The 18,314-nt window shown below is 44.7% G+C and carries 20 protein-coding genes; 19 read left to right on the plus strand and 1 reads right to left on the minus strand.

Translation table 11 applies throughout. From position 1 onward, the window contains the following. The 8 genes from EUAN_RS02155 to EUAN_RS02195 all read left to right on the plus strand — a co-directional run. The coding region (locus EUAN_RS02155; RefSeq protein WP_143000699.1) for an NADH-ubiquinone oxidoreductase-F iron-sulfur binding region domain-containing protein at positions 1 to 1,070 on the plus strand (1,070 nt) is incomplete at its 5' end. Positions 1,071 to 1,100: 30 nt separating this feature from the next. Next, positions 1,101 to 2,330, plus strand: a complete 1,230-nt coding sequence (locus EUAN_RS02160; protein ID WP_071061243.1) for a molybdopterin molybdotransferase MoeA — start codon at positions 1,101 to 1,103, stop codon at positions 2,328 to 2,330. Continuing rightward, positions 2,327 to 2,839: a molybdopterin-guanine dinucleotide biosynthesis protein B gene (gene mobB / locus EUAN_RS02165; RefSeq protein ID WP_071061245.1), complete on the plus strand. Its 513-nt coding sequence runs from the start codon at positions 2,327 to 2,329 to the stop codon at positions 2,837 to 2,839. The genes EUAN_RS02160 and mobB overlap by 4 nt, the downstream gene beginning before the upstream one ends. Beyond that, positions 2,833 to 5,535, plus strand: coding sequence for a formate dehydrogenase subunit alpha (gene fdhF, locus EUAN_RS12145; protein WP_084655669.1), 2,703 nt, complete (start codon positions 2,833 to 2,835; stop codon positions 5,533 to 5,535). The genes mobB and fdhF overlap by 7 nt, the downstream gene beginning before the upstream one ends. A 102-nt stretch (positions 5,536 to 5,637) precedes the next feature. Then, complete coding sequence (locus EUAN_RS02180; protein ID WP_071061251.1) at positions 5,638 to 6,078, plus strand: ferritin family protein; 441 nt, start codon at positions 5,638 to 5,640, stop codon at positions 6,076 to 6,078. Positions 6,079 to 6,167: 89 nt separating this feature from the next. After that, positions 6,168 to 6,740: a 16S rRNA (guanine(966)-N(2))-methyltransferase RsmD gene (gene rsmD / locus EUAN_RS02185; RefSeq protein ID WP_071061253.1), complete on the plus strand. Its 573-nt coding sequence runs from the start codon at positions 6,168 to 6,170 to the stop codon at positions 6,738 to 6,740. Continuing rightward, positions 6,737 to 7,225, plus strand: coding sequence for a pantetheine-phosphate adenylyltransferase (gene coaD / locus EUAN_RS02190; protein ID WP_071061255.1), 489 nt, complete (start codon positions 6,737 to 6,739; stop codon positions 7,223 to 7,225). The genes rsmD and coaD overlap by 4 nt, the downstream gene beginning before the upstream one ends. Beyond that, complete coding sequence (locus EUAN_RS02195; RefSeq protein WP_071061258.1) at positions 7,226 to 7,684, plus strand: hypothetical protein; 459 nt, start codon at positions 7,226 to 7,228, stop codon at positions 7,682 to 7,684. Between the two features lie 15 nt (positions 7,685 to 7,699). Here the strand turns inward: EUAN_RS02195 and EUAN_RS02200 are convergent, their stop codons facing one another. Then, positions 7,700 to 8,947 (minus strand): nucleotidyltransferase, encoded by a 1,248-nt coding sequence (locus tag EUAN_RS02200; protein WP_071061259.1) that lies wholly within the window; start codon positions 8,945 to 8,947, stop codon positions 7,700 to 7,702. A 303-nt stretch (positions 8,948 to 9,250) separates the two neighbouring features. Here EUAN_RS02200 and EUAN_RS02205 point away from each other — a divergent pair, with 303 nt between their 5' ends. From EUAN_RS02205 to fabF, 11 genes are all read left to right on the plus strand, one after another. Further along, complete coding sequence (locus EUAN_RS02205) at positions 9,251 to 10,444, plus strand: acetate/propionate family kinase (RefSeq protein WP_071061262.1); 1,194 nt, start codon at positions 9,251 to 9,253, stop codon at positions 10,442 to 10,444. Between the two features lie 162 nt (positions 10,445 to 10,606). Next, on the plus strand, positions 10,607 to 11,029 hold the full coding sequence (locus EUAN_RS02210; protein WP_169817318.1) for a YceD family protein: 423 nt from the start codon (positions 10,607 to 10,609) through the stop codon (positions 11,027 to 11,029). Positions 11,030 to 11,047: 18 nt separating this feature from the next. Continuing rightward, a complete protein-coding gene (gene rpmF, locus EUAN_RS02215) occupies positions 11,048 to 11,227 on the plus strand; it encodes a 50S ribosomal protein L32 (RefSeq protein ID WP_071061266.1) in 180 nt (59 codons plus the stop codon). Between the two features lie 145 nt (positions 11,228 to 11,372). After that, a complete protein-coding gene (gene fapR / locus EUAN_RS02220; RefSeq protein ID WP_071061268.1) occupies positions 11,373 to 11,933 on the plus strand; it encodes a transcription factor FapR in 561 nt (186 codons plus the stop codon). Positions 11,934 to 11,944: 11 nt separating this feature from the next. Beyond that, a complete protein-coding gene (gene plsX, locus EUAN_RS02225) occupies positions 11,945 to 12,955 on the plus strand; it encodes a phosphate acyltransferase PlsX (protein ID WP_071061270.1) in 1,011 nt (336 codons plus the stop codon). Beyond that, entirely contained in the window at positions 12,948 to 13,967 is a 1,020-nt protein-coding gene (locus EUAN_RS02230) for a beta-ketoacyl-ACP synthase III (protein ID WP_071061272.1), read from the plus strand. The genes plsX and EUAN_RS02230 overlap by 8 nt, the downstream gene beginning before the upstream one ends. After that, the gene (gene fabK / locus EUAN_RS02235) at positions 13,960 to 14,907 is read left to right on the plus strand and encodes an enoyl-[acyl-carrier-protein] reductase FabK (protein WP_071061274.1); all 948 of its coding nucleotides are present in this window, start codon (positions 13,960 to 13,962) and stop codon (positions 14,905 to 14,907) included. The genes EUAN_RS02230 and fabK overlap by 8 nt, the downstream gene beginning before the upstream one ends. A gap of 9 nt (positions 14,908 to 14,916) precedes the next feature. After that, positions 14,917 to 15,867 carry an ACP S-malonyltransferase gene (gene fabD, locus EUAN_RS02240; protein WP_071061276.1) on the plus strand — a complete coding sequence of 317 codons (951 nt, stop codon included), beginning with the start codon at positions 14,917 to 14,919 and terminating at the stop codon, positions 15,865 to 15,867. A gap of 13 nt (positions 15,868 to 15,880) precedes the next feature. Next, positions 15,881 to 16,633, plus strand: a complete 753-nt coding sequence (gene fabG, locus EUAN_RS02245) for a 3-oxoacyl-[acyl-carrier-protein] reductase (RefSeq protein WP_071061278.1) — start codon at positions 15,881 to 15,883, stop codon at positions 16,631 to 16,633. A gap of 46 nt (positions 16,634 to 16,679) precedes the next feature. Beyond that, positions 16,680 to 16,907 (plus strand): acyl carrier protein, encoded by a 228-nt coding sequence (acpP, locus tag EUAN_RS02250; RefSeq protein WP_071061280.1) that lies wholly within the window; start codon positions 16,680 to 16,682, stop codon positions 16,905 to 16,907. Positions 16,908 to 16,973: 66 nt separating this feature from the next. Continuing rightward, the gene (gene fabF, locus EUAN_RS02255; protein WP_071061281.1) at positions 16,974 to 18,215 is read left to right on the plus strand and encodes a beta-ketoacyl-ACP synthase II; all 1,242 of its coding nucleotides are present in this window, start codon (positions 16,974 to 16,976) and stop codon (positions 18,213 to 18,215) included. Positions 18,216 to 18,314 lie beyond the last annotated feature (99 nt).

The raw sequence follows: 18,314 nt of genomic DNA on the forward strand, positions 1-18,314 counted from the left end.
CTATAGCGGTTCAGAGACTTCAGATAGCTATAGACCAGGCAAAAGAGATGGGAGTTCTAGGGAAGAACATCTTCGGAACAGGATTCAACTTCGACCTAGAGATAAGACTAGGAGCAGGAGCTTTCGTATGTGGAGAAGAGACTGCGCTTATAGCTTCAATAGAAGGCGAAAGAGGAATGCCTAGGAACAAGCCACCTTTCCCAGCGCACAAGGGACTATGGCAAAAACCTACACTTATAAACAACGTTGAGACTTACGCAAACGTGCCACAGATAATCCTGAAGGGTTCTGAATGGTTCAAGAGCTTCGGAACAGAGAAGTCTCCTGGAACTAAGGTATTCGCACTTGGAGGAAAGGTAAGCAGAACTGGACTAGTTGAGATACCTATAGGAACTACGCTTAGAGAGGCCATATACGAAGTTGGAGGAGGAATCCCTAACGGAAAGGCTTTCAAGGCAGTTCAGACAGGAGGACCATCGGGAGGATGTCTTACAGCAGACGACCTTGACGTGGCTATAGACTTCGAGACACTTTACGACCTGGGATCTATGATGGGATCTGGTGGAATGATAGTAATGGACGAAGACACTTGTATGGTGGACATAGCTAGATTCTTCCTAGACTTCACAGTTGAAGAGTCATGCGGAAAGTGTACACCTTGTAGAGAGGGTACAAAGAGAATGCTGGAGCTTCTAGAGAAGATAACTAGCGGAAACGGAGAGATGGAAGACCTGGACAGACTAGAGAGCCTTGCAGAGACTATCAAGTCGGCGTCGCTTTGCGGACTGGGACAGACTGCTCCAAACCCTGTTCTTTCGACTATGAAGCGTTTCAGAGACGAGTATATAGCCCACGTTGTAGACAAGAAATGTCCAGCAGGAGTGTGCCAGGACCTTCTAGAGTACCACATAACAGACGACTGTATAGGATGTACGAAATGTGCTAGAAACTGTCCAGTGAGCTGTATAGAAGGTAAAGTGAAAGAGAAGCACGTGATAGATACAGAATCATGTATCAAGTGTGGAAACTGTATGGAAGTCTGCCCAGTAGGAGCAGTTATAAAGAGATAGCACAAAGATATAGAGAGTGGAGGAGACGTTTTGATAAAGAACATAGATATAGAGTCTGCAAGGGAGATGCTATTAGAGAGGGCCAAGCTGACAAAGTCGGAGATGGTACCTGTAGAGCAGTCTCTTCACAGAGTTATATCTTCCCCAATATACTCGAAGATAAATGTGCCTGACTTCAATAGGTCTCCGCTTGACGGATACTGCCTCAGGTCAAAAGACACTTCGGAAATAGGCGAAGGCGGAAAGTGGTTTGAGGTGGTAGGGAAAATAGGGGCTGGAGATGTGTTCAGAGGAGAATGTCCAGAGAATACAGCTGTCAGGATAATGACGGGAGCGCCTATTCCTAAAGGCTGCGACTGCGTGATAATGCAGGAGCAGGTTGAAACTTCAGAGGGAAAGGTCAGAATTCCAAGGCCACTGCTGGCGAACGAGAACCTGGTCGAGCTAGGAGAGGATATAAAGTCAGGAGAGCTGGTCTTGAAAGCTGGGAAGAAGATCACCCCTGAGGCCATGGGAGTGATTGCAAGTTTGGGCCTAAGTCAAGTAGAGGTCTATAGAAAGCCTAGAGTGGGCATAACTTCAACAGGCAACGAGCTGATGGAGATTTCTGAGAAGCTTGAGTATGGAAAGATATACAACAGCAATTACTATACGCTCTATGGGCTGATTCAAGAGCTTGGAGGGGAGGTGATAAACCTGGGTATCTCCGACGACTCTGTAGAGGCCATCTCTGAGAAAGTCGTAGAGAGCATAGACTCCCTGGACATGCTGATAACTACAGGTGGGGCCTCGGTGGGAGATTACGATCTGATACACAAGGTATATGAAAATCTGGGGGCGGATTTTCTGTTCTGGAGAGTCAAGATGAAGCCGGGTACTCCAATGCTTTCCTCTGTCTACAAGGACAAGCTTCTCATAGGCCTTTCAGGGAATCCAGGGGCTGCGATGATATCCTTCGAGGAGATAGTCAGCCCTGTCGTAAAGAAGATGTCGGGACAGCGCTGTTATGAGAGGATCAGAATAAAGGCAGAGCTTAAGGACGACTTCAAGAAGAAGAGTGTCCAGAGAAGGCTCCTCAGGGCCAAGTTCAGGATAGAAGGCGATAGGAATGCCGTATATATAGGGGAAAAGCAGAATCCTGGGGCGCTTAAGTCCATGTTGGACTGCAACTGCTTTATAGATATAGAGGCTGGCACTGCAGGGCTAAAATCAGGAGATATCGTGGATATTATTTTGTTGAAAGGAGATAGTTTTCTGTGATACCCGTTATACTTTTTTCAGGATATTCAAATTCAGGAAAGACTACAGTTATAGAGAGCGTAGTTTCGGAGCTTACAGATAGAGGCTACGACATAACTACAGTAAAGCACCACAAAGGGGATTTCGAGCTGGGCGGAGAGGAAAAAGACAGCTACAAGCACATGAGAGCTGGTGCTAGCAGGGTCATACTTTCCTCGGACACTCAGCTTGTGGATATAGTCAAGCTTGAAAGTGAGAGAAGCTTGAACTCTATCATAAAAGGCATATCAGATGCCGATTTGATTGTGGTAGAGGGATACAAGAGCACAGTATATCCCAAGATCGAGGTTTACAGAAGTGAGCTTGGGCACAAGAGGCTAGGAAAGAACAGAAACATAGTGGGACTAGTGTCCGACGAATCATTAGAGGAGTTTATGCCGGTTTTCAATTTCTCTGAAATGAAAAAACTGGCTGACTTTATAGAGGATAGCTTTTTAAGAGCAAAAAGTGAGGAGGTTCTAAGTTGCTAAATATAAAGATAAATGGAATAGACGTAGAGGCCAATGAAGGTATAACTATCCTGAAGGCCGCTGAACAGATTGGAATAAGCATACCTACGCTTTGCCATGAGGACTGTCTTACGACGTTTTCGGGCTGTAGAATATGTGTCGTAGAGGTCGAGGGTGCCAAAAACCTTATGGCGGCCTGTTCGACAGCTATATGGGATGGAATGGTTGTAGAGACTCATTCTGAAAAGGTTATGAAGGCCAGAAAGGACATACTTGACCTTATGTTCTCAAACCACCCTCAAGACTGTCTGACTTGCGAAAAGTCTGGAGAGTGCAGTCTTCAGGACTACTGCTACGAGTATGGAATAAAAGAGGGATCTTACAAAGGGGACAAGAAGAGTTTCGAGATAGACGACTCAAACCCTGTTATGATAAGAGACCAAAGCAAGTGTATACTATGCGGAAAGTGCGTGAGAGTTTGTGGCGAAGTCCAAGTAACTTCTACTATAGACTTCACTGGAAGAGGTTTCTACTCTAAGGTCACAACGGGATTCGACCTTCCTATAAGCACAGACAACTGTAGAATGTGTGGTCAGTGTATAAGCGTATGTCCTACTGGAGCGCTTATAAACAAGCAGTTTGTGGGAACTAGACATTGGGAGATAGAGAAGAAAGTGACTACTACTTGTCCATTCTGCGGTACGGGATGTCAGTTTGACTTGAACGTAAAAGGCGGAAAAGTGATAGGCGTTACTCCTAACCCAGACTCGCCTGTAAACGGAACTTCGCTATGCGTAAAGGGAAGATACCATACAGACCTTATACACAGCGAGGACAGGCTTACAGTGCCTCTTATAAAGAGAGATGGAGAGTTCGTGGAGTCTACTTGGGAAGAGGCTATGAGCCTAGTTGCATCTAGACTAGGGGAGATAAAGTCCAAGTTCGGACCTGACTCAATAGCGGGACTTAGCTCGGCGCGTTGCGTAAACGAGGACAACTTCGTATTCCAGAAGATGATGAGGGTTGCAATCGGAACGAACAACGTAGACCACTGTGCTCGAACCTGACATGCTCCGACAGTTGCAGGTCTTGCAACTACACTTGGAAGCGGAGCTATGACTAACTCTATCGGCGAGATAGAGGGAAATGAAGTGCTGTTTGTAATAGGTGCAAACCCTACAGAGGCACACCCTATAATAGGAAACAAGATGAAAAAAGCAGTTAAACACAATGGAACTAAGCTTATAGTTATAGACCCTAGACGTACAGAGCTTGCTGAGATGGCCACAATCTGGCTGCCTATAAACTCTGGTACAGATGCGGCGCTTGTAAACGGGCTTATCCATATAATAGTGAGAGAAAACTGGCATGATGCAGAGTATATAGAGGAGAGATGTACAGGTTTCGAAAACCTTATGGAGACTGTGAAGGAATACACTCCTGAGAGAGTTGCCGAGATAACTGGAATATCTGAAGAACTTCTATACGAGACTGCCAAGCTTTACACAAGCACAAAGAAAGCTGGAATATTCTACACTCTAGGAATAACAGAGCACACTACGGGAACTGCAAACGTAATGAACCTTGCAAACCTTGGAATGGTTACAGGCCATATAGGACATGAAAATGCAGGTATAAACCCGATGCGTGGACAGAACAACGTTCAGGGAGCATGCGACATGGGAGCCCTTCCTAACAGCCTTCCAGGATACCCTAAGGTGGAAAGCGCAGAGGGAAGAGCGCATTTCGAGAAAGCATGGAGCGTAATCCTAAACGACAAGAATGGACTTAGAATACCAGAGATGCTAGACGAGGCATACGATGGAAACCTGAAGGCTATGTACGTGATGGGAGAGGACCCTGTGCTTACAGACCCTGATGCAAACCATGTCAGAAAGGCACTTGCGAACCTTGACTTCATGGTAGTTCAGGACATATTCCTGACTGAGACAGCAAAGTATGCTGATGTAGTTTTCCCAGCGACTTGCTACGCTGAGAAAGAGGGGACTTTCACTAATACAGAGAGAAGAGTTCAGAGAGTCAGAAAGGCAGTAGAAGCTCCTGGCGAGTGTAGACTTGACTGGGCTATACTATCTGAAGTTGCAAGAAGACTTGGAGCAGAAGGCTTCGACTACAGCTCTGCCAAGGAGATATTCTCAGAGATAAGAGCGACTATACCGAGTTACAGAGGTATGACTTACGAGAGAATAGACAAAGTAGGTCTTTCGTGGCCATGTCCTACAGAAGAGCATCCTGGAACGAAATTCCTCCACAAGGGAACTTTCCCTATAGGAAGAGGAGTCATGGTTCCAGTAGAGTACGAGCCGCCAGCGGAGCTTACTTGCGACGACTACCCTATAATCCTGAACACAGGAAGAATGCTTTATCACTACAATATAATGACTAGAAATTCAAGCACGCTAGACGAGATAAGACCATACGAGCTTGCAGAGATACACCCTGCAGACGCTGAAAGGCTTGGGTTTAAAGAGCTTGAGTTCGCTAGAGTGAGCTCTAGAAGGGGATCGGTATTGACTAGAGTCACTATTACAGACAAAGTGAAGCCTGGAAACATGTTTATGACTTTCCACTACAAGGAGTCGCCTGTAAATGAGCTTACAAACGCAGCGTTCGACCCAATAACTAAGACGGCAGAGTACAAAGTATGTGCTGTAAAGTTAGAAAGAGTTGAAAATCAGGCGGAAGTATGTATATAATTAAGTGTATATAGACAGAGCTGGGGGAGAGCTTATGCTCTCCCCGAGTTTTATTGCATATACAACAATACAAAGACTCAATAGCGACAGGAGGTTTTTAAGATGAAAGAAGTTATAAAATTCGCAATCCAAAATGAAATCGAAGCCTACAATTTTTATGAAGATGCAGCAAAGAAAATAGAAGACAAGCAACTAAAAGAGACTTTCGAAGACCTTGCAAGAGAAGAGCATAAGCACAGAGAGTTTCTTGAAGACTTCCTTGCGGAAGGGCTAGAGAAGATGCACTTCAAGCCAGTTGAAGACTACAAGATAGCCGAGAGCGTAGATGAAGTTCACCTTAGCACAGACATGAAGTTTGTAGACGCAATAGCACTTGCTATGAAAAAAGAAGAGGAAGCCATGGCGATGTACCAGAAGCTTTCAGAAATATCTACAGACGAAAGCCAGAAAGAGCTTTTCGACGGACTTGCAGATATGGAGAAGATGCATAAAGTAAGACTAGAAGAAATATATACAAACGCGGCTTTCGTCGAGGTTTGGTAAAAAAGATCCGAAAGGATCTTTTTTGTTGTAAAAACACAGGCTCTTTATGTTAAAATATATATTAACGAAAGAAGAGGAGTGAGTTTTACTTGAGGATAATATCAGGAGAATACAGAGGTTTCAGGCTTAAGACTCCTAAAGGAGATAGCACAAGGCCTACTACAGACAGGGTCAAGGAGTCAGTCTTCAGCATGATAGAGAGCAAAAAACATATCACAAGCGGAGCTAGGGTGCTAGATCTGTTTGCAGGATCTGGAGGGATAGGGCTTGAATTCCTAAGCAGAGGTGCGGCTCACGCCTGTTTTGTAGACAGCGACGCAAGCAGCATAAGCGTAATAAAAGAAAATATAGCCAAATGCAGAGCAGAAGACTCCACGGAAGTCTACAGAAACGATGCATTTAAAGCCATAGAACTGCTCTCTAGAAAGAGGCACAAGTTCGACTATATATTCATGGATCCGCCTTACGAAAAAAATATAATACCCAAAATTCTAGAAACAATATATAATAGTGGTATATTGAGTTCAAACGGGCTGATAATTGCAGAGCATGAAGCCGGCCTAGAGATGGAAGAAAACGTGTGCAACATGGCGAAAATAGACTCTAGAAAGTACGGATCTATAGGTGTCAGCTTTTTCACACCTGGGGAGACGTCGGAATGATAGCCATCTATCCTGGAAGCTTCGATCCCATAACAAACGGGCACCTAGATATAATAGAGAGATGTTCAGAGAAGTTTGAAAAGCTCGTGGTTGCTGTGCTCAATAACACTTCCAAGAACACACTTTTTTCTGTGGAAGAAAGGGTGGAGCTTATAGAGCGGACTGTGAAGGACTACCCAAATGTAGAGGTAGACTCTTTTTCAGGGCTTCTAATAGAGTATGCATCTTCCAAAGATGTATCTGTCATAGTCAGGGGCCTTAGAGCGGTGTCGGACTTCGAGTACGAAATGCAGATGGCACTTACAAATAAAAGCTTACATAGTGAAATAGACACTTTTTTTCTTATTTCGAGCAGCCAGTACTCATTCCTAAGCTCGAGCGTAGTCAAAGAAGTGGCTAGGTTCGGCGGAGACGTTTCGGGAATGGTGCCTGAAGAAATAGAAGAGGCACTTCGAGAGAAGTTTAAAAAAGAGGAGGAAAAATAGATGGAGATAAACAGACTATTAGACGAGATAGAGGAGATAATCGAAGAAGCTGGATCGTCGCCTTTTTCGAAAAAAATAAAAGTTGACAAAGAAGAGCTTATGGACATAATAACCGACATAAGGTATAAACTTCCTGAAGAGCTGAAAGAAGCTGAGCAGATATCCCAGCAGAAAGAGAGGATACTTCAGGAGGCCAAAGAGAGAGCTGACGGAATAATGAGCGAAGCCAAGTCCCATATAGAGGGCATGATAGACGAGAGCATGATTGTAAACAGGGCTGACGAGAAAGCCAAGAAGATAATAGAGACTGCCAACCTCTCTGCGAAAGAGATAAGGGCTGGGGCCAATATATACGCAAAAGACCTGCTCACAGAGGTAGAGGAGAGCATAAAGCAGGCCAAGGCGGATATGGAAGAGATAATAGCAGAGATAAGAGAGAACAAGAAAGAACTTAAATAAGCCTGGATTCCAGGCTTATTTTTTTATATATGGAGTTGTAGTGTAGTCTGTATCGAACCTGAGAAGCGAAGAGTGCTTGCTTAAGCCCAAATAGTAAAGGTCTGAGGCCTTAGTGTCGAACTCAAGCATTTTAAGCGCCACAGTGTCTTCTATAAGCTTAGAGTCGGACATCTTGTTTATTATACATAGATCGGAATTGTCTCTCGTTTTTCTGAGTATTTCAAATCCCTTCTGGTTTGAAGCTAGAACCCTTATATACCTGGTTTCAGAGTCCATAAAGCTCCTGAAGTCATCTCTGTAAAGCCCTAGCAACATATGGATAAGGACTCTCTTTATGCGAGACATGGCGTACCTCTTTGTCTTTGTATGCTCTAGCACCTCTCTTATGGAATTCGAGACCCTGAGTGATTTGTAGAGCCTGTTGGAAAGGTCGCGGTCTAGATCTAGCACATTTCCTCTCGTCGCCTCGTCTGAAGTCCTTATCAAGTAGAGCAGTATGTCTGAAAAGTTCTCCAGCTTGTTGAAGGTGGAGTTGGAATCTAGAAACTCCTGCATAGCGCTATATGAGTCAGGCGGCACCGCCGACTCCACCGATGAAAGCTTCCCGGAGCTGAAGAAGGTGTTCCTGATGGCTGTAGCAGACGAGATCTCGTCCCGAAGGTCGCTGTCGTTGTACCTAGAGGAGACCCTTTCGATAGTGAAAGGCTCTATATGGCTTTTTAGTCGCTTGAGCGCCTTTATATACTCTATGCCGAGTATGTTGTTGGAAGACGATATGATCTCCGACATATCCTCCTTAGATTCATCGCTGAAATAAGACAAGAGTGAAAGCTCTCTGGCCTTCGGAAAGGAGTGCCCTTCTCCTAGATGCTTTTTAAGGGTAGCGACGTACTCCGTGGGCTCCTCTATCAAAATATCTGCAATCATGTTTAAATGCTTTAAAGAGCCGGCTTCGCTTCCAAAGGAGATGCAGTCGACTGAATTCATGGCATCGAGTACTTTCACGGCGCCAAAGGCGAAGTGCTCTGCAGACTGGCAGGCGAAGGCGAAGGGAAGCTCTACAACTAGATCGACACCGTTCTCTACGGCCATCTTGGCCCTTTTGTACTTGTCTATAAGCGCAGGCTCGCCTCTCTGGAGAAAATTTCCGCTCATTATGCTCACGCTGTATTCGGATTTTGTTAAAAATTTAGACTTCTCAAGGTGGTAGAGATGTCCCTTGTGGAATGGATTGTACTCTGTTATAAGGCCTACTGTCTTCAATGAAAAACATCCTTTCTTCTGATAAAATGCAATTACTGTTAGATGGCTTTTTATATATATTCTACTAACAAAAACAAGATAAAAAAAGCATTATTATTCTTAAATACACTAGAACAAGAAAAAGTTTTCATAGCTATTGCGACAGAAGTGAAGAAATCTTCAAGTATAGAATTTAGTACATAAAATCTCGATTAAAACGGCCTATAATTGTTGATTTTTTATCAAAACTATAATATCATGAAACAGGAAGAGATAAATTTCAAAGATAACAAAGACAAATTTTTAGGAGGTTACATTAAGACTATGAATATACTGGTAATAAATTGCGGAAGTTCGTCATTAAAATATCAATTAATAGATATGTCAAACGAGAGCGTTCTAGCTAAGGGACTGGCGGAGAGAATAGGAATCGAAGGCTCAAGAATAAAGCACGAGCCAACAGGAAAAGATAAGGTACTTATAGAGAAGGACATGCCTGACCACAAGGCAGCACTTGAAATAGTTACAAATGCGCTTGTAGATGGAGAGATAGGATCTATAGCTTCTATGGACGAAATATCAGCTGTAGGACACAGAGTTGTTCACGGTGGAGAGAAGTTCTCAGCATCGGTTATAATAGATGAAAATGTAATGAAGGGAATAGAGGAGTGCATAAACATAGCGCCACTTCACAACCCACCAAACATAATGGGAATAAGAGCATGTCAAGAGCTTATGCCGAATGTGCCAATGGTTGCAGTGTTCGATACAGCGTTCCACCAGACTATGCCAGAAGACTCTTACATCTATGCACTTCCTTACGAGCTATACGAGAAGTACAAGATAAGAAGATACGGAGCTCACGGAACTTCTCACAAGTATGTAGCTTACAGAACAGCTGAGCTGCTAGGAAAGGATCTTTCAGAGCTTAAGCTTATAACTTGCCACCTAGGAAACGGAGCTAGTATAGCTGCGATAAAGAACGGAAAAGTAGTGGACACTAGCATGGGATTCACTCCTCTAGAGGGACTTATAATGGGAACTAGATGTGGAGACATAGACCCTGCTATAGTGCCATTTATAATGGAAAAAGAGAACCTTACGCCATCAGAGGTGTCTGACCTTCTAAACAAGAAGTCAGGAGTTCTAGGAATTTCAGGAGTTAGCAGCGACTTCAGAGACATAGAGGACGCTATGGCTGCAGGAAACCACAGAGCTAAGCTTTCGCTAGAGATATTCAACAACGCTGTTGTAAAGTATATAGGAAGCTACGCTGCTATAATGGATGGAGTAGACGCAATAATATTCACGGCTGGACTTGGAGAGAACTCTAAGGAGGCTAGAGAAGAGATATGCAAGTACTTCACTTACCTTGGAGTTGAGCTAGACCTAGAGGCCAACGACATGAGAGGTAAAGAGAGAGTAGTCAGCACAGAGAACTCTAAAGTGAAAGTAATGGTCGTACCTACTAACGAAGAGCTTATGATAGCTAGAGATACATTGGGATTAGTTAAGTAAAACTATTCAGTTATAGTACAAAATTCTTGACAAAGTGATTCAGGGTTAATATAATAAAGTTTGGCAACATATAAGAGGTGACTTAGTATGAAACTAGATTTGACAGAAATTTTTGATAATTCTGTTTTATGCATCGAGTTTGATCAGTCGATTGAAGTAGACTTGTCAGAAGTAGCTAATGCTGTCCTGAATCCTGTACGTGTCAAGGGAACTGTGTACAATACTGGAGATGGAATTTTCCTGGACGGAACGCTTTACTACTGCTACAAGGATAACTGCGCGCGTTGTCTGACTGAAGTTGAGGGTGAAATTGAAACAGAGATATCAGGAAGAATCTTAGAAGACGAAGAATCTAAGTTAGAAGAAAGTGATGAAAAATTGATCGCTTACAATAAAGACGAGATCACTCTAGACGAAGTCATAGCAGATGCAGTACTCTTGTCAATGCCTATGAGGATTCTCTGCGGAGAAGACTGCAAAGGGCTTTGTCCTAAATGTGGAAAGGACTTAAACCAAGGGAAGTGCGAATGCCAAGACGACGAAGTAGATCCTCGCCTTGCTAAGTTGAGAAATTTTTTTGAATAGTTAAGGAGGTGTTTTTAAATGGCAGTACCAAAGCGTAAAATTTCCAAGTCAAAAAGAGATAAAAGAAGAGCTTCGGCACAAGTGCTAACAAAAGCTACTATAGTGGAGTGTCCACAGTGTCATGAGCCTAAACTACCTCATAGAGTTTGTGGATCTTGCGGATACTACAAGAACAAAGAAGTAGTGGCAATAGACTAGTCAAGATGAAAAAGAGAATCCAGGCGATTCTCTTTTTTTGTGTCTATTTGCAGGGAGCATAAAAATATTGATTTTTTAGTATCCGTAATATATACTTAATATTAGTATCTGGTACTAGTTATAAGTATTAGCTCGAGGTGATAAGGTGAAAGGGAAGAGGATAAGCAAAAAGGACAGGCAAGTGCAACTTGTAGAAAAGCTGAAGAACGATCCTTTTTTGACAGATGAGGAGCTGATGCAGATGTTTGGGGTCAGCATACAGACGATAAGGCTCGACAGGCTTGAGCTTGGAATACCAGAGCTCAGAGAGAGAATAAAGAGCGTAGCGGAGAGCAACTACTCGAAAGTCAGAACTATAGGCGGCAGAGAGATTGTGGGGGAACTTATAGATATAAAGCTTGGAGAGAGCGGGATATCTGTCCTTCAGACAGACGAGTCTATGGCCTTCGAGAAGACTAAACATATAAGAGGACATAATATATTTGCGCAGGCAGAGTCACTTGCCATAGCGGTTATAGACGAGGATACGGCCATAACTGCGGTTGCAAACACGAAATACTACATACCTGTAAAGGCTGGAGAGAAGCTTGTGGCAAAGGCAGAAGTAGTTAGACACAGAGGGGACAGGCATTTTGTCCATGTATTTATATACTCTGGACAGGAGCAAGTATTTAGAGGCAAGTTTATACTGATGCCCTTGAACTAGGAGGTTTTTTCATGAAGATAGCCGTGGATATAATGGGCGGAGACAGAGGTATAGGAAATAACGTCGCGGGGAGCTTAAAGGCCCTTGAGACTTTAGATATAGAGTTGGTTTTGGTAGGCAGAGAGAACGATATAGCTTTAGAGCTTGAGTCCCAAAGCTACGATAAGAGCAGGCTGGAAATCGTAAATGCAGATGAAGTGATAACAAATGAAGACGAGCCGGCCATGGCTGTGAGGAAAAAGAAAAACTCTTCGATAGTCATAGGGATGAACCTCTTGAAAGAAGGGAAAGTCGATGCATTTGTGTCTTCAGGGAACACCGGAGCGCTGCTGAGCGGAGGGCTTCTGATAGTGAAGAGAATAAAGGGCATAGATAGACCGGCGCTCGGCGTTGTATATCCAAACAGAAGAGGGCCATCTTTCTTGCTGGACGTTGGAGCCAATGCAGACTGCAAGCCCAAGTACCTTCAGCAGTTCGCCGTGATGGGGAGCATATACTCGAAAGAGGTACTGGGGGTGGAAAACCCTAGAACAGGGATAGTCAACATAGGAGCCGAAAAAGAGAAGGGCAACGAACTGACAAAGGCTTCTTTTGAACTGCTGGAAAATACAGATTCCATAAACTTCGTGGGGAATGTAGAGGCTAGGGAGATACCGGATGGAGAGTACGATGTGCTGGTATGCGATGGATTTACTGGGAACGTGATATTGAAGCTTTCGGAAGGGCTTGCCATGGGCATATTCTCTATACTGAAAGACAAGATGAAGTCTTCCATAAAGAACAAGCTGGGAGCGCTGCTCTTAAAGAGCGGGCTCTATGAGCTTAAGTCAAGCCTTGACTACAGCGAATACGGAGGGGCTGCGCTCCTTGGGATAAAGGCGCCTGTTATAAAGGCCCACGGAAGCTCTGACGAAGTGGCTATAATGAACGCCATAAGACAGGCAAAGCTGTTTGTAGAGTACAGAGTCGTGGATAGAATAGAGGAAAATATAGCCCTTTTAGGAGGAGACGATAGTGAATAAAAGAGGATTCAATGCAGGAATACTGGGCATAGGCTCATACGTTCCTGAAAAGAAAGTCACAAATTTCGACTTAGAGAAAATGGTCGAGACTTCAGACGAGTGGATTACAACTAGAACTGGAATAAAAGAGAGAAGAGTCGTTGAAGAGGGTCAGCACACTTCGGACCTGGCACTAGAGGCCAGCAAGAAGGCGCTAGAAGACGCCAAGATGACTCCAGAGGACATAGACCTTATAATAGTGGCTACTATGTCTCCAGACCTTCCTACTCCGGCTACGGCGTGCTTTCTGCAAGATAAGCTAGGTTGCACTGATGTGCCGTCTTTCGACATATCAGCAGCGTGCTCAGGCTTTATATACGGCCTTTCAATAGCAACAGCATATGTGAACTCGGGGCTATACAAGAACATACTTCTAGTAGGGGCTGAGGCCATGTCTAGAATAGTGGACTGGACAGACAGGTCCACATGTATACTCTTCGGAGACGGAGCAGGGGCTGTTGTAGTTGGAAAAGTTCCAGAAGACAGAGGTGTGCTGGGCTTTGAAATGGGAAGCGACGGATCTGGAGCCAAGCATCTGCTCATACCTTCGGGCGGAGTTTCAAATCCAAACACAGAGGAGACGCTCGAGTCTAGAGAGAACTATATAAAGATGGACGGATCTGAAGTCTTCAAGTTCGCAGTCAGAAGGATGGACCAGGTCTCAAAGAACGTGCTCGAGAAGCTGGAGCTGGAAGTAGAGGACATAGATCTGCTGGTTCCGCACCAGGCCAACATAAGGATAATAGATTCGGCTGTAAAGAAATTGAAGATAGACTACGACAAGGTAGTAGTAAATCTAGACAAGTATGGAAATATGTCAGCGGCTTCCATACCTGTTGCGCTTGACGAGGCAGTAAAGTCAGGCAGAGTTTCTGATGGAGACAAGGTGCTGATAGTGGGGTTCGGAGGCGGACTTACTTGGGGGGCTTCGGTCATAAGCTGGCATAAAGACAAGGAGGCTGTATATGTTTAAAACAGAAATTTGCAAATTATTCAATATAGATTACCCGATACTTCAGGGAGGAATGGCCTGGGTAGCCACTGCTGAGCTTGCAGCTGCTGTGTCTAACAGCGGAGGGCTTGGTATAATAGGATGCGGTAACTCTCCTACAGAGGTTGTAAGAGAAGAGATCAGAAAGATAAAGTCGCTTACAGACAAGCCTTACGGCGCAAACATAATGCTGCTTTCTCCTTATGCAGAAGAGATAGCGGAGCTTCTATATGAAGAGGGTGTGCCTGTGATAACTACTGGAGCCGGGAACCCTGGAAAGTACGTGGAGAAGTGGAAGTCAGTTGGGAGCAAAGTTGTGCCTGTGGTGCCGTCTGTGGCTCTTGCCAAGAGAATGGAGAAGTCCGGGGCAGATGCAATCATAGTGGAAGGAACTGAAGCAGGTGGACATATAGGGGAGCTCACGACTATGGCGCTACTGCCGCAGGTTGTAGACGCTGTAAACATACCTGTGATAGGTGCAGGGGGCATAGCTGACGGAAGAGGATTTGTGGCGGCCATGGCGCTTGGGGCGAGCGGAGTTCAAATAGGGACTAGGTTTGTATGCTCTGACGAATGTATAGCACACCCTAAGTACAAGGAGCTTATAATCAGCTCGAAGGACAGGGATGCAGTTGTAACAGGAAGAAGCACAGGGCATCCTGTGAGAAATATAAAGAACAAGTTCACCAAGGCTCTTCTGAAGATGGAAGAAGAGGGAGCTTCTGTGGAGGAGCTTGAAGCTTTCGGAGCGGGATCGCTAAAGAGAGCGGCTATAGACGGAGAAGTGGAAGAGGGCTCTGTGATGGCTGGGCAGACTGCCGGATTTATAAAGGACATAAAGCCTTGCCGTGAGATAATAGAGGATATAATGGCAGAGGCGAAGAGTGTGTGTGCGAACATCTGCTCGAACAGCTCAAACTAGGAGGAAAATATGGGAAAGACAGCTTTTATATTCCCTGGTCAGGGTGCACAGTACCCTGGAATGGGAAAAGACATATATGAGAACTATGAAGAGGCGAAGGCTCTTATGGACAAGGCAGACGAGGTGCTGGGCTTTAGCCTTACGGACACTGTGTTTGGCGGATCGGAAGAGGAGCTTTCAAAGACAGAGGTGACTCAGCCGGCTATACTTATGACTTCAATCGCCATGGCGGAAGTGCTGAAAGCCAAGGGAATAGCTCCTGACGTAGTTGCAGGACTCAGTCTTGGGGAGTACTCAGCGCTTGTAGCTTCAGGCGCCATAGACTACTCTGACGCTGTAGAGCTTGTAAGAAAGAGGGGAATCTACATGGAAGAGGCCGTTTCAGACGGAGCAGGGGCTATGGCCGCGATACTGGGCCTTGAAAACGAACTGCTTACAGAGATTGTAGAGAGCCTTAAGGGCGAAGGCGTGATAGAGATAGCCAACTACAACTGCCCTGGGCAGCTTGTAATCTCTGGAGAGGCTCATGTGGTTGAAAAGGCCGCAGAGCTTTCAAAGGAGAAGGGTGCCAAGAGGGCTGTAATGCTTCAGGTGAGCGGACCTTTCCACACTAGCATGCTTGCGCCGGCAGGAGAAAAGCTAGGCGTTGCACTTGACGATGCCAAGATATCGGAGCCTGAGACAGAGATATACTTCAACGTAAACGCAGAGAAGATATCCAGCCCTGAGGAGATAAAGAGCGCACTTGTAAAGCAGGTCTCGAATTCAGTGCTCTGGGAGAGCATAGTGGACAAGATGATAACAGAAGATGGAGTAGACAGGTTTGTGGAGATAGGGCCTGGAAAGACGCTGACTTCTTTTGTGAAAAAGATAAACAAGAAGCATAAGGCTGATATATCGCTTTACAATATAGAAAACCTGGAGACGATGGAGAAGTTTCTAGAGGAATTCAACGCTTAAAGGAGGAGTTATCATGGAATGCTTGAGTTTAGAGGGAAAAGTATCGCTTGTGACAGGAGGAGCTAGAGGACTCGGAAAGTCGATAGCGCTTAAGCTTGCAAGCCTTGGGTCGGACGTAGTTATAAACGACATAGGCGGAGAAGAATCTGCAATGGAAACAATCTCAGAGATAGAGTCTATGGGAAGAAAGGCTGTCTACATAAAGGCCGACATATCCAAGTTCGAAGAGGCCAAGTCGCTTGTAGAGCAATCTGTAGAGCAGATAGGCAAGATAGATGTGCTTGTGAACAACGCAGGCATCACAAGAGACAACCTCATAATGAGGATGTCGGAAGAGGACTTTGATGCAGTTATAAACGTAAATCTGAAAGGTACTTTCAACGTCAGCAAAGCCGCTATAAGAGGCATGCTGAAGACGAAGAACTGTTCTATAATAAACGTTTCGTCTGTTGTTGGAGTTGCAGGAAACGCCGGACAGACAAACTATGCAGCTTCCAAGGCTGGTGTAATAGGCTTTACGAAGTCGCTTGCCAAAGAAGTTGCCAAGAAAAATGTAAGAGTGAACGCTGTGGCACCTGGCTTTATAGAGACGGACATGACAGACAAACTGCCTGAAGAGATAATAGAGGGATACAAGCAAAATATACCGCTTGGAAGCCTAGGGTCACCTGAGGACGTATCAAACACTGTGGCTTTCCTGGCGAGCGATATGTCAAAATATATCACTGGACAGGTAATAGTTGTAGATGGTGGATTGTTTATTTAGGATAAATTTATTATAATAGAATAAGCTGTGGAAGGAGGTGCATACTATGGTATTCGAAAAAGTAAAAAAGCTTATATCAGAACAACTTGATGTTGAAGAAAGTGAGATACAATTAGAGTCTTCATTCCAAGGAGATCTAGAGGCGGATTCATTAGACGTAGTTGAACTTATAATGGCTATAGAAGACGAGTTCGATATAGAGATTCCAGATGAGGAAGCTGAGAAAATATTGACAGTTAAAAATGCCGTTGACTATATAGAGCAGAACCAATAGTCGATGGAGTATTTTAAGGCCCCATATGGGGCCTTAAAATAAATACCATAGTGATGGAGGAAGAATATGAACAGAAGAGTAGTCATAACTGGACTTGGTGTACTTAGCCCTATAGGAAATGGAAAAGAATCCTTCTACCAAGCGCTTAGAGCAGGAAAATCTGGAATAGGCAAAATAACGAGATTCGACACGGAGGCTTTTTCTACAAAGATAGCTGGAGAAGTCAAAGACTTCAATCCTGAAGAACATATAGATAAAAAAGAACTCAAGAAGATGGACAGATACACTCAATTCGCGGTAATCGCCAGCAAGATGGCGGTTGAAGACGCAGCCCTTGACCTTGACAGTATAGACAGAGAAAGATTCGGGGTGGTGCTTGGATCGGGAACTGGCGGAATGGAGACTTTCGAAGAGCAGTACGCCAAGTACATGGAGAAGGGACCTAGAAGAATCAGCCCGTTCTTTATACCTATGATGATAACCAACATGGCGGCAGGGCAGGTTTCGATCTACCTTGGAGCTAGAGGGATAAATGAGACGATTGTCACAGCTTGCGCATCTGCGACTCACGCTACAGGAGACGCTTTCAAGGCGATACAGAGAGGCGCTGCAGACATAGTCATAGCTGGAGGGACTGAAGCACCGCTTACACCTATGTCTCTTGGAGGATTCTCGGCTATGAAGGCGCTTTCGACTAGAAACGACGAGCCTGAGAGAGCAAGCAGACCTTTCGACAAGGAGAGAGACGGATTTGTAATGGCTGAAGGAGCTGGAGTGCTTGTGCTTGAAGAGCTAGAGCATGCGCTTGCAAGAGGAGCCAAGATATACGGGGAGATGCTGGGTTACGGAATGACTTCCGACGCAAACCACATAACTACGCCGGCAGAGAACGGAGAGGGAGCTTACAGGGCCATGAAGATAGCTGTAGAGGATGCTGGCATAAAGCCTTCTGATGTGGACTACATAAACGCCCACGGAACTTCTACAGAGTACAACGACAAGTACGAGACTGCGGCCATAAAGACGCTTTTCGGGGAGAGCTTGGACAAGCTTAAAGTCAGCTCTACAAAGTCGATGACAGGACATCTCCTAGGAGCTGCTGGAGGAGTAGAGGCTTGCGTCTGCGCACTTGCAGTCAGCGAGAGCTACATCCCTCCTACTATAAACTACGAAAACCCTGACGAGTCTTGCGACTTGAACTACGTTCCAAACGTAGGGATAGAGCAGGAAGTCAACTACACGCTTTCCAACTCGCTTGGATTCGGGGGGCATAATGCCACTATAGTTATAGGAAAATATAGAGGATAATATAACGAAAAGGTCTCAGCCAATAGAGGCCTTTTTCTTTTTTGTATATGTTTTGAAAGCGCGTTTGTGATAAGATATTAAGGAAAATAATAATGGCGA

It is taken from the genome of Andreesenia angusta, from assembly GCF_001855385.1.
Classification (GTDB): Bacteria; Bacillota; Clostridia; order Tissierellales; family Gottschalkiaceae; genus Andreesenia; species Andreesenia angusta.

Excerpts from the sequence above, each read along its gene's own strand:
- fabG (WP_071061278.1), top strand. The coding sequence starts at position 15,881 with ATGGAATGCTTGAGTTTAGAGGGAAAAGTATCGCTTGTGACAGGAGGA.
- fabD (WP_071061276.1), top strand. The coding sequence starts at position 14,917 with ATGGGAAAGACAGCTTTTATATTCCCTGGTCAGGGTGCACAGTACCCT.
- plsX (WP_071061270.1), top strand. The coding sequence starts at position 11,945 with ATGAAGATAGCCGTGGATATAATGGGCGGAGACAGAGGTATAGGAAAT.
- rpmF (WP_071061266.1), top strand. The coding sequence starts at position 11,048 with ATGGCAGTACCAAAGCGTAAAATTTCCAAGTCAAAAAGAGATAAAAGA.
- EUAN_RS02195 (WP_071061258.1), top strand. The coding sequence starts at position 7,226 with ATGGAGATAAACAGACTATTAGACGAGATAGAGGAGATAATCGAAGAA.
- fabF (WP_071061281.1), top strand. The coding sequence starts at position 16,974 with ATGAACAGAAGAGTAGTCATAACTGGACTTGGTGTACTTAGCCCTATA.
- EUAN_RS02180 (WP_071061251.1), top strand. The coding sequence starts at position 5,638 with ATGAAAGAAGTTATAAAATTCGCAATCCAAAATGAAATCGAAGCCTAC.
- fabK (WP_071061274.1), top strand. The coding sequence starts at position 13,960 with ATGTTTAAAACAGAAATTTGCAAATTATTCAATATAGATTACCCGATA.
- EUAN_RS02205 (WP_071061262.1), top strand. The coding sequence starts at position 9,251 with ATGAATATACTGGTAATAAATTGCGGAAGTTCGTCATTAAAATATCAA.
- acpP (WP_071061280.1), top strand. The coding sequence starts at position 16,680 with ATGGTATTCGAAAAAGTAAAAAAGCTTATATCAGAACAACTTGATGTT.
- coaD (WP_071061255.1), top strand. The coding sequence starts at position 6,737 with ATGATAGCCATCTATCCTGGAAGCTTCGATCCCATAACAAACGGGCAC.